Genomic DNA, 15,402 nt, shown 5'->3' with positions numbered 1-15,402 from the left:
CATCATCCACGATTGAAAAAAATAAGAGTACAACTTAAATAAGCAACTTGAAAAGGAGAAAGAGTTTATGAAAGAACACGGATTATCTGAACGACAACTGTTCAGTCTGACACGTAAAAACTTAGAAAAACGCATCAATCACTATTATCATGACACGAATGACGGCAATGGCGCGATTGAATTATTGGTAGCGCTTCAGGTGCGAGATGAACTATGCGAAAAGGATTTTTCTTTTATGCTGCCAGAATTGGTAAAGCACATCTTTATGCATACACGATCTTCCGCCGTGTTGCGGGAGCTTTACATGTATTTCGCGGAGTATTTCGAGAAGAAAGAATGGCGTTTATTACAAATCAAGCTGTTTCCAGCGAAAACCTATACAGCGATTACCGAAAAGCTGAAGGGCTTGTTTACCCAATTTATCGAGGCACCATTGGCAGGGTTGGCTGGCTCGCTTCAGTGAGTTGAATAGGGAAAAAAACGAAAGAAAGGAAGGGATTCTATGAAAGTCACACCATCGGCACTGGCACTTGATGCCGAATTCGGCAGAAGCGATGGCAGAGCCCATCATCTGCGCTTCAAAGATTTTGATCCGACAAAAAACGCGGACGAAATTAGAGCCGCAATGTCAAAATTGACCAAGTTAAGCATTTTCGATAAGAACGATGTCAGCCTATTTGATGAAGTCCGCCATGCGACGGTGATCGAAAAGCAAGAAAAAGAAATTTTCGACAAAAAGAAGGAAACCGATACAGAACCGGCAGCAGCAGAATCAGTAAAAGAACCGGTCCAACCAAAAGCAGAACCCATTCCCCAGGTGCAAGAGCCTGTTAACCATATAGAAGCAACAGGAGATATTCGAGTTCCAGAAGAGTTAAACATCATGATGAACTATCCAAAACCCGGCTGGTTTATCGAGACGATTGAACTACCAATGGGAGTCGATCCGCGGGATATTAGTGAAAGTGACGCCTATCGACTGATCGCTTCCTGTCTGCCTCCGCGAGTTTCAGTTGAAAATATCGAAGTAGATGAGCAAGCCACTCCTGTGAGACTGATCATCACAGGTAAATTAGAGACAGAAGAAGCCACGATCGAACAGGTGGCTGCCCCAAACAAGGAATCACCGCCAGTAAAACCCAAGAAAAAAAAGAAAGCGGCTGCTTGAACGTGTCCGGAAGCGCGAGTAGCTGACAGTTTCCGCCTCATGGAAAATCCAACGTTGGCATGGGGCGATTGCGAACTGAATCGCATTTTTCAAAGGAATACCACGTTTTTAAAGCCCGTTTAGTCAGCGGGCTATTTGACGTGGACCGATAATTATCATTGCTATATTGCATTTTTGCTGATCCAGTATAGCCAAATAGTTTTGATTGGTATGGTTTCTCATCAAGACTGAACGTAATCAGCATTGGTAAATTAATAAAAAACTGTTATGTTTCATATTTAACCTTTGTTTCACGAAGGCGGGATCGAAAAGGATTGATTTTTCGCGTTTTCAGATAAAGTTTTTGGTTTGTAATCTCTATGTAATATTTCATCAGCTGTGTAAAAGTCAAAACACGAACAAAGAGTTTAGAAAAAGCTTAGTCTCGCTTATTTTTTTCCTTTTTAAAATTTTTCTATGTTATAATGTTGAAATCAAGATAGGAGGGAAGCAAAATGGAAAATATTTCTTCTGATTTTGCCATTAAAGTATTACAAGAAGATGCTGATCGAATCAAATTGCTGATTCGCAATCAAACGAACAGTCTTTGTATCTCTCAATGTAAGGCTTTTGAAGAGGTCGTTGATACACAAATGTATGGCTTCTCACGTCAAGTATTCTTTGCTGAAAAGGTTGGTATCTTGAAGCGGGGAGAAGGACAGAAAATGCTTAGTGAGTTAGAAACAGAACTCAATCGATTATATACAGATTTGTACGAAACTCGTCAAGACACGACGGATGCCGGCTGGGAGGCTTAACCCTTGCCTACTAAGATAAAGAAACGCCACTTTTTAGATTATAGTATTTTGATTCCTTATTTGATTTTAACAGTTATCGGTTTGATATTTGTTTATAGTTCCACTTCCTATTTGTTGATTAGTCAGGGACTAAAGCCAACAAGTCTGGTAATGAATCAAGGAATCTTTTGGATTTTAAGTTTAATTATGATCAGTTTGATGTACAAGATGAAAACGGATGTGTTAAAAAGTCAGCAGTTGATCATCTTCGCGACTTATTTAATTTTCGCTCTGTTGATTGTTGTATTTTTTATTGGAGACGAACGAAATGGTGCAAAGGGCTGGATCGACATTGGCGGCTTTACTATGCAGCCGGCTGAGTATTTAAAAATCATGGTCGTGTGGTACCTATCTTACATTTTGTCGAAGCGACAGGAAACAATCCAAGATAATTTCACCACCGACATGAAACGTCCGATGATTTTAGTTTTCGCCATGATCTTCTTGGTAGCTGTACAGCCCGATATGGGGAATGCGGCGATCATCACGTTATTGGCGCTGATTCTATTATTAGCCAGCGGTATCAATTGGGTCTATAGCTTGATTATCGGTGGGGCCGGAATTGCGGGAAGCTTTTTAGTGATCGAATTTCTAACCCATTTTGGGGAAGCGATCCTTCCAGGAAAACTTGCCTATATTGCCAGTCGATTTGAAAGCTTCAAAAACCCGTTTAAATATGAATTGGATACTGGTCACCAAATGGTCAATGGTTATTATGCCATGTTTAACGGCGGCTGGTTTGGCCGCGGACTAGGCAATAGTATTGAAAAAAAAGGCTTTTTAAGTGAAGCTCATACGGACTTTATCTTTTCTATTGTAATAGAAGAAGTCGGTTTGATCGGCGCTTTGGTTATATTGGCAATTTTGATTTTCATGATCGCACGGATCTACTTGGTTGGGATTCGTTCGAAAAAACCTTTCAATTCATTGATTTGCATGGGAATTGGAAGTTTATTGTTATTACAGGTTTTTATTAATCTTGGTGGTATTTTAGGAATTATTCCTTTGACTGGGATCACATTCCCATTTTTGAGTCAAGGAGGAAATAGCTTACTTGTGTTGTCAGTCGGCGTGGCTTTTGCATTGAATATCAGTGCGGATGAGAAACGGACGAAACTTGCAATCGAGTATGAATACTTAAAAAGTCAGGAGTGAAGTGCATGAAAAAGGTATTGGTAGCAAACAGAGGAGAAATTGCAACACGGGTCTTTCGGGCGTGTAGCGAATTAAACATTAAAACGGTGGCGATCTTCGCAGAGGAGGATCAGTATTCGGTCCATCGCTTCAAATCAGATGAAGCGTATTTAGTTGGTAAAGGGAAAAAACCGATTGATGCGTATTTAGATATTGAAGACATCATCCGAGTAGCAAAAGAAGCGAAGGTGGATGCGATCCATCCGGGTTATGGCTTCCTTTCTGAAAATTTGGAGTTTGCGAAACGTTGTAAGGAAGAAGGTCTTATTTTTGTAGGACCTGAGTTGCATCATTTAGATATTTTCGGCGATAAGATCAAAGCTAAAACTGCCGCATTAGAAGCTGGGATTCCGTCAATTCCTGGTTCTGATGGTCCTGTTGACACAATCGAAGGAGTCTTGGAATTTGCAGAGTCGCATGGTTATCCGATCATGATCAAAGCAGCGTTAGGTGGCGGCGGTCGCGGAATGCGAGTAGCACATGATGAAAAAGAGGCGCGCGAAGGCTATGATCGTGCTAAGAGTGAAGCAAAGGCTGCTTTTGGTAACGATGAAATTTATGTCGAAAAATATGTTGCCAATCCTAAGCATATTGAAGTTCAAATTTTGGGTGATACTCACGGAAACGTTCTGCATTTATTTGAGCGCGATTGTTCTGTACAACGCCGTCACCAAAAAGTGGTTGAAGTAGCACCGTGTATTTCTTTAAATGATGCGCAACGGGAAAAAATCTGTCAGGCAGCTGTTCAATTAATGAAGCATGTCGGCTATGTTAATGCCGGAACGGTTGAATTCTTAGTCGAAGGCGATAATTTCTATTTCATCGAAGTCAACCCTCGGGTACAGGTAGAGCATACGATTACTGAGATGATTACTGGTGTTGATATCGTTACATCACAATTAATGATCGCTCAAGGAAAAGACCTGCATAAAGAAATCGGCTTGCCAAAACAAGCAGACGTAAGAATGTCTGGAGCAGCGATCCAATGTCGTGTAACGACAGAAGATCCATTGAACGGCTTTATGCCAGATACAGGGAAAATCGATACGTACCGTTCACCAGGTGGTTTCGGTGTACGTTTAGATGTAGGTAACGCTTATGCTGGTGCGACTGTTACCCCTTACTTTGACTCTCTTTTAGTAAAAGTTTGTACTCATGCGTTGAACTTTGATCAAGCGATTGAAAAAATGCAGCGCTGTTTAATCGAGTTCCGGATTCGCGGGGTAAAAACCAACATTCCATTCATGTATAATGTAATCAGTCATCCGGTATTCCAGAGCGGAAATGCTAAGACGACATTTATTGATAACACACCTGAATTATTTGAATTTCCACGGGTACGCGACCGAGGGAATAAAACGATGCGTTACATTTCTGAAATCACGGTCAACGGCTTCCCAGGAATCGAAAAACAAGAGAAACGTTATTTTGATTCAGCTAGGAAACCAAAGATCGAGAAGAGAGAAATCGTCACAGCGAAGAACATTTTAGATAAAGAAGGACCTGAAGCAGTAGTCCAGTGGGTCAAAGAGCAGGAAAACGTACTATTGACGGACACGACTTTCCGGGACGCGCATCAAAGCTTATTAGCTACACGTGTACGTACCAACGATTTATTGAATATCGCCCAAGCAACTGGTGAAGGAATCCCTGAATTATTCTCAAGCGAGATGTGGGGTGGAGCGACATTTGACGTGTCCTATCGTTTCTTGACCGAAGATCCTTGGAAACGCCTAAAATTATTACGCAAAGCAATGCCGAATACATTGCTGCAAATGCTGTTCCGCGGCTCAAATGCGGTCGGCTATTCGAACTATCCAGATAATGTATTGGAAGAGTTTATTAAAGAAGCAGCCCACCATGGAATTGACGTGTTCAGAATCTTTGACAGCTTGAACTGGATTCCGCAAATGGAAAAAAGTATTCAATACGTTCGTGATGCAGGTAAAATCGCTGAAGCGGCAATTTGTTATACAGGCGATATCTTAGATACAGGTCGCACGAAATACAATGTTCAATACTATAAGGATATGGCGAAAGAGCTGGAATCCATTGGCGCTCACATGATTGCGATCAAGGATATGGCGGGCTTGTTGAAGCCGCAAGCAGCTTTCCGTCTAATCAGTGAATTGAAAGAAACGACTGACCTGCCGATCCATCTGCATACCCATGACACTTCTGGTAATGGGCTGATCACACTTTCTGCGGCTGTTAAAGCTGGGGCGGATGTGGTAGACGTCGCAACCAGTGCGATGAGTGGAGCGACGAGCCAGCCAAGTATGAGCAGCTTGTATTATGCTCTTCAGTATGGTGATCGTACGCCAGAATTAAACTTGAAGAATGTTCGACAAATCAACCATTATTGGGAAGATGTACGCCCATATTATGCTAGTTTCGAAAATGGGATCCAAGCAGCTCAAACGGAAGTTTATGACCATGAAATGCCAGGCGGACAATATTCAAATCTGCAACAGCAAGCCAAAGCAGTCGGCTTAGGTGATAAATGGGATGAAATCAAACAAATGTATCAAACAGTTAATATGATGTTTGGTGATATTGTGAAGGTGACCCCATCATCTAAAGTTGTTGGTGATATGGCACTGTTCATGGTGCAAAATGAACTGACTGAAAAGGATATTTATGACCGCGGTGATGAACTGAGCTATCCTGAATCCGTAGTAAGCTTCTTCCAAGGTGAACTGGGACAACCTGTTGGTGGTTTCCCTGAAAAACTGCAGCAGATTATTCTACAAGGCCGACCAGCGATGAGTGAACGTCCAGGAAAATATGCGGAGCCTGTTGATTTTGAAAAAGTGAAAAAAGAATTACAAGAATTGATCGGTTTCGAACCAAGTAAGACCGATGTCTTAAGCTATCTGATGTATCCGCAAGTCTTTTTAGATTATCAAAAGACTTATGAACAATTTGCAGATGTTACCTTACTGGATACGCCGACCTTCTTTAGTGGTATGCGACTTGGCGAAACAATCAATGTCCAAATCGAAAAAGGCAAGACGTTAATTATTCGTTTGGATGAGATTGGTGAAGCGGATATCGAAGGAAATAGAACCTTGTTCTTCAATTTAAATGGTCAGCGCCGCGAGATCGTCGTCAAAGATGCTTCGATCAAGAGTGCTGTGCAAACAAAACGTAAAGTTGAACCAACAAATCGTGAGCAGATTGGTGCGACGATGACAGGATCTGTCTTGAAAGTTTTAGTCAAAAAAGGCGATCATGTCGAAAAAGGCCAGCCATTGCTGATCACTGAAGCGATGAAGATGGAAACGTCGATCGATGCACGTTTTGCAGGTGAAGTCTCACATTTATACGTAGAAGAAGGCGAAAGTATTTCTTCAGGAGACTTACTGATTGAAGTAAAAGAAAAATAAGAGAGTTTTAGTAGGAGCGTTGCTGTGTGAAGAGGATAATTGGTTTTCTTAGTATTCTATTTGTTGTTTTGATTGGCTACTATTTACAGCCAGTCCTCTTTCCGCCGACGCCAAGAAAGGCACCTGTCGAACAAACCAATCAAGTAACTCGTCATAAGGCACTAAAGCATCAAACGATTAAAACAGAAGGTTACGCACAATATATCGCTCAATCTATCGATACCTTCGAGCAGAAATTCGGTAAAGCAACCAAAGTGGAAGAGAGCGGCTTCTTTTTTCAAACAAGGGATTATGCTCTTGACCAGGGAACATTAGAAGTGAATGTCGAAGGTGGGAAAGTCAGTGCAATCAAAGTTATGGCTAAAAAGGCAGATATCAAGCCTTTTAAATTTGGTATGACCAGCAGCCAACTTTCTGACAAAATCAATTTGTCAGCTGATTTTGCTCTGACGTATGATGAGGAACCAGTAGCGATCGAACTAAGTGAGAACGACATGCGTTTTCGTCCATTGATCGCCTTTGATAATGACACGTTCGCGATGCTCTTTTTTAACGGCGATAATGAAAAATTGATTGGTGCGGTCTATTTGGATCTGGAAAACCTACTGCGGTTGATGCCCTATCAGATCAATAGCGGGAATCCATTGGCAAATCGTGTGCAGGAGAGCAACCTTGATTGGAATGTTTTGAATCAACAAAAGCAAAGCAGAACGATTGAAGCTATCAATCGCTATCGCGAACTATATAAGCTTTCTGATTTAGCAACACCGGATAAATCAATGAATGACAGTAAAAAGTTGTTAAAAAGTTTTTTAACAACGCCGAAAAGAGTGCTGGATAACGACCGTTTAGAAGAGTGGCAAACGGATCAAGGGGCACATTTAAGTAATCTGTCCTTTGAACTAACTGCCGCAGAATTTAAAGACTTGGCTAGACATGACAAGATTGAGTATGAAAACGGCCTTTTTTACTCACCAATGGTTGACCCTTTATTCAATCTGTTTAACTGGATTAGTCAAGATCATTTGAATGAAATTTTTGATGTTCCAGAGGCGGAGCTGGGCGTTGCAATTGATCAGGAAAGTGTGCTAGTCTTGTTACAGGAACCAGAAAAAACAAAGGATAGTGACGAATGATCATTAATGATGCTTTCTTTCAGCTGGAGGATCAAAATCAATTGCTGATTCAGGAAATCCTAGCGAGCCAAAGCTTTAAAAACTATCTGCAGACCAAAACTGAGATGAATAATTCTATAGAAGTCTCAAAGCTTAAAAAGACATTTCAAGCTGATAAAGATAAATTCGAGCAAATTGCTAGTTATGGCGAATATGCGCCTGATTATCGCGAACAGCAACGCAGGGTTCGTTTGAGTAAACGAGCGCTTGATCTGAATGAGAAAGTGGCTGCTTTTCGTTTAGCAGAAACAGATTTTCAGCGTTTGTTGGATGAAGTCGGTCAACGCATTGCTCAGACTATTTCTTCGGAGATCAAGGTAGATGCAGGAAATCCTTTTTTTGAAACAGGGAATCATAGTTGTGAGGGGAATTGTCATGGATAATACTGAATTTATAATGCAAAAAAGGCGAGGAATAGTCGTTTGGGTATATTCCTTGAAGCAATTAAAAACCTTGAGACGCTACGGCTTGATTCATTTTGTCTCAAGAAAAATGAAATATGTGGTATTGTATGTGAACGAAGAACTCGCTGATGAAACGGAAGAAAAACTTCAAGCGTTGCATTTTGTACGTCAAGTGGAGCGTTCATATCGACCAGATATTGAAATGAATTTCGCGGATCGAATTGGAACGAAAGCCGCTTATCAAGTTAAAGATGACGATGAGTTGGATGTCGTAGAAGCCAATACAAAGATTCGATTAGCAGAAACAGTCTAAGTAAGGTGAAAAATGTCTGATTTATTCAAACATTTTTCATCTTTTTCTTTGATAATAAGTAGAAGAGGAGCATGAAGATCATGCGAGTAGTTGCAGGCGAATTTGGCGGTCGCAAGTTAAAAACCTTAGCAGGAAATAATACACGTCCAACAACGGATAAAGTAAAAGGTGCCATGTTTAATATGATCGGACCTTATTTTGACGGAGGAAATGCTTTGGATCTATTTTCCGGCAGCGGTTCATTAGGAATTGAAGCTGTTTCCCGCGGGATGGATCAAGCCGTCTTAGTTGAGAAAAATTTCCGGGCAATGGAGATTATTCGCGAGAATGTTGCTATGACTAAAAATGAAGAAGCCTTCCAATTAATGAAAATGCCGGCCAACCAAGCAATTCAGCAGTTGGCAGACAGAGGGCTTCAATTTGATCTGGTCCTTTTAGACCCGCCTTATGCAAAGCAGGAGATCGTCAAGCAGATCGAAATGCTGCTGAGTAATGATCTGTTAACCAAAGAGGTTACCGTTGTTTGTGAAACAGATAAAGAGGTTGTCCTCCCAGAAATGATTGGACAGCTAAAAGAACGTAAACGACATGATTACGGCATTACCGCCGTAACGATTTATGATTGGGAGGATTAGGATGAAACGAATCGCGCTTTTTCCCGGCAGTTTTGATCCGTTGACGATGGGGCACTTGGATACGATCGAACGTGGAGCGAAATTGTTTGATGAATTAATCATCGGCGTTTTTGTAAATACGAACAAAAAGAGTTACTTTACCTCTGAGGAAAAACTTGCTATTGTAAAGGAATCGGTTGAGCATATTCCTAATGTGCGAGTCATTGCTCAAGAAAATGAATTGACCGTAAGTGTCGCTGAAAAACTAGGAGCAAAATTTCTATTACGAGGCATCCGCAGTATCAAGGATTACGAATATGAGAAAGAGATTGCCCTCATGAACCACCACTTAGATCAGGAACTAGAGACTGTTTTCTTATTAGCCGAACCAAAATACAGTCACATCAGTTCTTCTATCCTGAAAGAAGTTTGGACGTTTAACGGAGATGTTAAAGAATATTTGCCTGAGGCTGTTTATCGGGCATTGGAAGAGAAGCGTGAGAAATAGTGAAAAATAATAAACTTGTCAAACGATTGATCCTGATTTTTTTAGCTTTAGCACTAGTAGCTTGTATAATTGTGCCGATTCCATATTATATTGAGGAACCGGGAGAGACGATTAATTTAAAAGAATTGATCACAGTCAATGATAAAAAGGATGAACATAAAGGATCCTTTAGTTTAACCTCGGTGGGTATTCGTCGAGCAACTGTTTTTACAGCAATCAAATCTAAGTTCGAACCATTCCATGAGATGATTTCGACCGATGAATTGACTGGTGGAGCTAGCGACGATGAATATATGCAGATTCAGAAGTTTAACATGGAGACTTCCCAGAATTTTGCGATTGAACAAGCACTAAAATTAGCAAACAAACCCTATGAAATGAAGTATAAGGGTGTTTATGTGCTAGGTGTTGAAAAAAATTCTAATTTTTACGGAAAAATCAGTATTGGTGACACAGTCACAAAAGCTGATGGCAAAACCTTTACCAGCAGTGAAGACTTTATGAAATATGTCAAATCGCAAAAGGTCGGTCAGGAAATGAAAGTGACCTATATCCATGACGGTGAGACAAAAGAAGCTACTGAAAAATTAATCAAGCTTCCAACCGATAAAAAACCGGGAATCGGCATCACTTTGACCGATCATACAGAGATAGATTCGCAGGAAAAAATCAAAATCGACGCAGGTGATATCGGCGGTCCATCTGCTGGCCTTATGTTCACATTAGAAATTTATGAACAATTAATCGATAAGGATTTGCGTCAAGGAAAGAAAATTGCTGGAACCGGAACGATCAACTCCGAGGGCGAAGTTGGACGAATCGGCGGCATCGATAAAAAAGTCGCCAGCGCTGCGGCCAGTGATAACAAAGTTTTCTTCGCGCCAGATGATGAGATCACTAAAGAGATGAAAGAAGCTCAGCCTGGAATCAAGTCGAATTATGAAGAAGCCAAGGCAGCCGCTAAAAAACTAGATACAGACATGAAGATTGTTCCAGTTAAAACGGTCAAAGATGCCTTAGACTATTTAGCAGAAATGAAATAAACAAAATAAAATGCGAGTGTAAAATCACCTAACAGTGAGTCTGCACTCGCTTTTTATTTTGGATATCTGAGAGAAAATCCGGATTTTATCTTAGAGGACTAAAGTATCTCGTTTCCTAGCTAAGAATTACTGTTTGCTCGACTATTTATAACGCCCTTAAGTGTTTAGATTAATCGAACACCTACTTGATTTTTTAAGGTAATGTCAGTTCAACATAGATTAAGATAAGTCCCCCAAGAAATCATTTCTAAGATGAACATTTCGGTGGTGTTTCCATTTCTTTTACGTACTTTATAGAGAAGGAGGGCGCTATGAAAGAATATCTAAGAAAATATCCATATTTAATTACCGTACCAGCAATCCTGGCTGTCATTGTCTTCTTTTTCTTCTCAAGACCAACTGAAGAAGAGTCGGCAGATCCAGCACTCTTTTCGATGGAAAGCAGCAGTGTAATGAAGACAAGTGAATCCAGTAATCAGGACTGGTACGTCGATGTCAAAGGAGCTGTTAAAAGAGCTGGAATGTATCGTATCACACAGGGGATGCGTTTGATGGACGCGATTGATCTGGCGGGCGGCTTTACTGAAGAAGCTGATCAAAATCAAATCAATTTTTCTAAGCTGCTAACGGATCAGGAAATTATTTATGTGCCCAAAATAGGAGAAGAGATTCCAGCGCTCAATCAGGCTAATCCAAATGATGGCGGTTCAGCAAGTTCTGGATCCGATACAACAAAAATCAATATCAACACGGCAGATGCAGCTGAGTTGCAGCAATTATCAGGGATCGGTGAGAAGAAAGCCGCAGACATTATCAAATATCGCGAAGAAAACGGCAGCTTTCAAACGGTTGAGGATTTGACGAAAGTTTCCGGAATTGGTGAAAAGACGCTTGAAAATCTGAAGGACTCGATTACAATATAGAAGGATCAGATTGAGATAAGAATTCTATCAAATTGTCTTCCTTTTTGAGTTTCAAAAACCGAAGTGATCAAATGAATAGGATAAAAAGCAAGGAGAGATATAGCAGTGGCTAAATTTTACGCAGTTAAAGTAGGTAGAAAAACGGGTGTTTTTACTACATGGAATGAAACAAATAATCTAGTAAAAGGCTATCCTAACGCAAAGTTCAAGTCTTTTACAAGTGAAGCAGCAGCGAATGAATATTTACAGGATAAGGCTGAAGTTGTAGCCAGTTTTGATGAGGGCTATAGTGCCTTTGTAGATGGGTCATTTAATAAAGGCAAGCAACAATATGGCTCAGGCGTAGTCATTCTCAAGGATGGCACAGTAATAGATGAACTATCCATTACAGGAACACCTGATTTTATTGAAAGCTATCAAATTGCCGGTGAAACGATCGCGACACTGGAGGCAATCCGCTGGGCAGTAGATCACAAGGTTGATAAAATCTCGATTCATTATGATTATCAAGGAATCGAATCTTGGGCCAAAGGAGACTGGAAGACGAACAAACCAATCTCTGAATATTACAAAAAAGAGTTTGATCTGCTTTCCACTAAAACAAACGTTTCTTTCGTTAAGGTAAAGGGACATTCTGGGGATAAATACAATGATCGGGCGGATTATCTTGCGGGCAAGGCCGCTGATGCGTAGCAGCTTATTTGTTTGCCAGCTATAAAATACAAAAACACTCTAACTGGTGAAATACGTTTCTTTTTATGAGTGGATCTTTATCAGATTGTATAAGGCCTAAGTAAATCAACTTTTGATTTGCTTGGGCCTTATTAAGTTGCGTAAGTATAGTAGAAAATAAGTGACTTTTTTTCGAATCTCCGGTCAAATTTTGCGTATTTTAGATATAGAGAAATGAAGCAGTTCAGCAGATGGATCAAGGATCGGTGAAAAGAAAGTCGTAGAAGCCAACTTCTACTTTTAAGAAAATGGCAGTTTTCATTTGATAGAAGATTTGGCGAAAGTATTCGGCAGTGGTAAAAAGACGCTTGTAAATTTGAAAGACTTGATTACAATATAAGAAAGATCGAAAGAGAGGACGAAGATTTTGACAACAGAAAGAATACCTTGGGATCAATATTTTATGGCGCAAGCCGTTTTGTTATCATTAAGAAGCACGTGTACACGTTTAGAAGTCGGTGCGACAATCGTACGTGATAAAAGAATTATCGCAGGAGGATATAATGGCTCCGTCAGCGGCGATGTTCATTGCATGGACGAAGGTTGTTATGTCGTTGACGGACATTGTCTGCGAACGATCCACGCTGAAATGAACGCATTACTACAATGTGCCAAATTGGGGATCGCAACAGATCAAGCGGAAGTTTACGTGACTCATTTTCCATGTTTAGCTTGCACAAAGGCATTATTACAGGCGGGAATCAAAAAGATTCATTATTTGAAGGATTATCGCAATGATCCTTATGCTATCGAGTTGATCGAGCAAGTCGGTGCCAGTGCCCATCAAGTTCATTTAGAGAGCAAACACTTTACGAAGCTGCAATTAGGAGAAGATGCTGCCACATTACCAGAAAGATAGAGTCTGTCCGGAACTATTTGATTCTGCCGATCCTAGTCGCTATTTTAGCGGCAAGTTTTCTCTATCAGTTCAATTTTTGGTTGCTAATACTCGTGACTATTTTAATCATTCGGATAATCTGCATGAAAAATCTACAGCTGTTGCTGCTAGTCTTTTTGTGCAGCTTTTTTATTGGTTTACGAACGTATTATTATGTAAACCAATTTGATAATGCTCCTCAAAAACTAACAAATCAACTTATGCAAATTCAAACTGATTCAGTTAAAGTTGATGGTAATTTCTTAAAATTGACAGGCAACCTGCAAGGAAAAAAGTATTTAGTCTATCATACGTTAAAAACACCAGAGGAAAAATCAATTTGGGTAGGAAAAGAATTGCCGAACTCAGCTTTGGTCAGCGGTGAGACAGAAGCTTTTGATGTCGCTAGAAATCTAAATGGCTTTGACGCCAGAAAATACTATCGAAGTTTAGGCTACAATCAAATTCTTCAAATTGAATCGCTGAAAACGTTGAAAAAACAGAAATTTTCCTTGAACGATTTGCGACAGCAGCTGATTTGGAAAATCGATCAGCGTTACTCCCGAAGATTATCCAGTTATATCAAAGCTCTGGTTATTGGCTATAAAGATGCTCATTTTGAAGAGTACACAGCTGCTTATAAAACTACTGGGTTGCTGCATCTGTTTACGTTGTCTGGACTGCATATCCAATTTTATTTAGGTGGGGGCCACCTGTTGCTGAAGAGAATCGGTTTGACCAGAGAGACACGGCTAGTCATATTGAGTATGATTGGAGTTTTATTGACATATTTAACTGGCGGGAGCTATAGTACGATTCGAGCAGTATTCAGCTTTTTAATTGCCTTTGCCTGCCTGACCTTTGAGCTCTCCTTCTCAAAGCTTGATCAATGGAGTTTGATGCTATTCCTTGTAGTATTGTTGTTTCCTTTAGTATTTTGGTCAGTAGGGGCACAACTGAGTCTATATTTTGCACTCCTGCTGCTGTATCTTAATGATTTCCATTTCAAGATACACCAGCAAATGTTTTTGTTTTCCGTTTTATCTCTGCCAGTTCTATTACACAGCTTCAGTGAATGGACCATCATCGGAGGCTTGTTCACGTTGTTGCTGTTTCCGCTCTTTGAATGGGTGATTCTTCCAGGTTGTTTACTACTTTTTATGGGGTGTTTTTTTCCGATTCCGCATTTCTTAAGCAAGATTCTCGATTCCATTTTTCATATCCTAGAAAAAGCGCTAGATTTGGCTGCTTTCCCTAACTTAACTATCGGCCGCCCGAGCTTTCTGATTCTTTTGGTTCTGCTTATACTTGTTTTATGGGGTATTGATCGTTTGAAATATCGAGAAAAAGTATTATGGCTCGTAGGTGGTGCTGTTGTATTGCTGCTATCGATTTCGTTTTCGGCCAAAGGAATGATTGCTTTTGTGGATGTCGGTCAAGGAGATAGTATTTTTATTAAACTGCCATTCAAACAAGAAACCTTCTTGATTGATACAGGCGGACGTTTGAATTTTAAGCAAAAAGAGTGGCAAAAGCGGCAGCAAAAGCAGCTTTCAGATTACAATCTTTTACCATTCTTAAAGTCGTTAGGCTGTACGCGGATTGATCATTTGATTGTCACTCACAATGATGCCGATCATATGGGTGAACTACCGCATCTATTAGATGAATTGAAAGTAAAAAATCTATACTTGGCGGAAGGATCGCAAATGGAATTACGATCTATTTTGCAGTCATTAAAGGGAACCAAGATCCACTTAACGAAGCGGGGAGAGACGATCGGTAAAAAATTAAAGCTGCAGGTGCTTTCACCAGAAGCCAGCGAAGGTGAAAATGATGATTCGCTAGTTACCTATTTTACCTTGAATCATCAACGCTTTTTATTAACTGGGGATTTGGAAGTAGCTGGAGAAGAAAAGCTGCTGAAGAAATATCCGCAATTAAAAGCGGATTTCCTAAAAATCGGTCATCATGGCAGTAATACGTCCACTGGAGAGCAATTTATCAAACAGCTGCGACCGAAGTATGGAGTCATTTCAGTAGGAAGAAGAAATCGATACGGTCATCCAACGACTGAAACGTTAGCTAAACTGAAAAAATATCGCGTCAACGTTTTACGAACCGATCAACAGGGAATGATCTATTATCAATGGTCGGCGTTTACAAAAAAGGGTGAAATAAAAGTCTTAATAGATTTTCTGGATCAATCGTGGTAGCATGAATAGT

15 protein-coding genes are annotated in these 15,402 nt (G+C 40.3%); all 15 read left to right on the top strand.

The window, feature by feature from the left end:
- Positions 1-67: 67 nt before the first annotated feature.
- Entirely contained in the window at positions 68-463 is a 396-nt protein-coding gene (locus tag E6139_RS13965) for a hypothetical protein (protein WP_316403683.1), read from the top strand.
- Between the two features lie 39 nt (positions 464-502).
- Positions 503-1,168: a DUF2922 family protein gene (locus E6139_RS13960; RefSeq protein WP_316403682.1), complete on the top strand. Its 666-nt coding sequence runs from the start codon at positions 503-505 to the stop codon at positions 1,166-1,168.
- Positions 1,169-1,662: 494 nt separating this feature from the next.
- Positions 1,663-1,965: a YlaN family protein gene (locus E6139_RS13955; RefSeq protein WP_316403680.1), complete on the top strand. Its 303-nt coding sequence runs from the start codon at positions 1,663-1,665 to the stop codon at positions 1,963-1,965.
- A 3-nt stretch (positions 1,966-1,968) separates the two neighbouring features.
- Positions 1,969-3,159, top strand: coding sequence for an FtsW/RodA/SpoVE family cell cycle protein (locus E6139_RS13950; RefSeq protein WP_316403679.1), 1,191 nt, complete (start codon positions 1,969-1,971; stop codon positions 3,157-3,159).
- Positions 3,160-3,164: 5 nt separating this feature from the next.
- On the top strand, positions 3,165-6,587 hold the full coding sequence (locus E6139_RS13945) for a pyruvate carboxylase (RefSeq protein WP_316403678.1): 3,423 nt from the start codon (positions 3,165-3,167) through the stop codon (positions 6,585-6,587).
- A gap of 26 nt (positions 6,588-6,613) precedes the next feature.
- Positions 6,614-7,723: a CAP-associated domain-containing protein gene (locus E6139_RS13940; RefSeq protein WP_316403677.1), complete on the top strand. Its 1,110-nt coding sequence runs from the start codon at positions 6,614-6,616 to the stop codon at positions 7,721-7,723.
- Positions 7,720-8,145 (top strand): YlbF family regulator, encoded by a 426-nt coding sequence (locus tag E6139_RS13935; RefSeq protein WP_316403676.1) that lies wholly within the window; start codon positions 7,720-7,722, stop codon positions 8,143-8,145. Before E6139_RS13940 ends, E6139_RS13935 begins: the two co-directional genes overlap by 4 nt.
- Positions 8,138-8,479, top strand: coding sequence for a YlbG family protein (locus E6139_RS13930; RefSeq protein WP_316403675.1), 342 nt, complete (start codon positions 8,138-8,140; stop codon positions 8,477-8,479). Before E6139_RS13935 ends, E6139_RS13930 begins: the two co-directional genes overlap by 8 nt.
- Before the next feature lie 80 nt (positions 8,480-8,559).
- Positions 8,560-9,114, top strand: a complete 555-nt coding sequence (gene rsmD / locus E6139_RS13925; protein WP_316403674.1) for a 16S rRNA (guanine(966)-N(2))-methyltransferase RsmD — start codon at positions 8,560-8,562, stop codon at positions 9,112-9,114.
- A gap of 1 nt (position 9,115) precedes the next feature.
- The gene (gene coaD / locus E6139_RS13920; protein WP_316403673.1) at positions 9,116-9,601 is read left to right on the top strand and encodes a pantetheine-phosphate adenylyltransferase; all 486 of its coding nucleotides are present in this window, start codon (positions 9,116-9,118) and stop codon (positions 9,599-9,601) included.
- Between the two features lie 26 nt (positions 9,602-9,627).
- Positions 9,628-10,644: a SepM family pheromone-processing serine protease gene (locus tag E6139_RS13915; protein WP_410470541.1), complete on the top strand. Its 1,017-nt coding sequence runs from the start codon at positions 9,628-9,630 to the stop codon at positions 10,642-10,644.
- 311 nt (positions 10,645-10,955) lie between these two features.
- Positions 10,956-11,567: a helix-hairpin-helix domain-containing protein gene (locus E6139_RS13910; protein WP_316403671.1), complete on the top strand. Its 612-nt coding sequence runs from the start codon at positions 10,956-10,958 to the stop codon at positions 11,565-11,567.
- A 105-nt stretch (positions 11,568-11,672) separates the two neighbouring features.
- Positions 11,673-12,260 (top strand): ribonuclease H family protein, encoded by a 588-nt coding sequence (locus E6139_RS13905; protein WP_316403670.1) that lies wholly within the window; start codon positions 11,673-11,675, stop codon positions 12,258-12,260.
- 406 nt (positions 12,261-12,666) lie between these two features.
- Entirely contained in the window at positions 12,667-13,158 is a 492-nt protein-coding gene (locus E6139_RS13900; RefSeq protein ID WP_316403669.1) for a ComE operon protein 2, read from the top strand.
- Positions 13,159-13,280: 122 nt separating this feature from the next.
- Positions 13,281-15,392: a DNA internalization-related competence protein ComEC/Rec2 gene (locus E6139_RS13895; protein ID WP_316403668.1), complete on the top strand. Its 2,112-nt coding sequence runs from the start codon at positions 13,281-13,283 to the stop codon at positions 15,390-15,392.
- Positions 15,393-15,402 lie beyond the last annotated feature (10 nt).

It is taken from the genome of Enterococcus sp. (genome assembly GCF_032555305.1).
In the GTDB taxonomy this organism is placed as follows: domain Bacteria; phylum Bacillota; class Bacilli; order Lactobacillales; family Enterococcaceae; genus Enterococcus_A.
The sequence above is the reverse complement of the archived record's forward strand: the minus strand, read 5'-3'. Positions and strand labels throughout refer to the sequence as shown.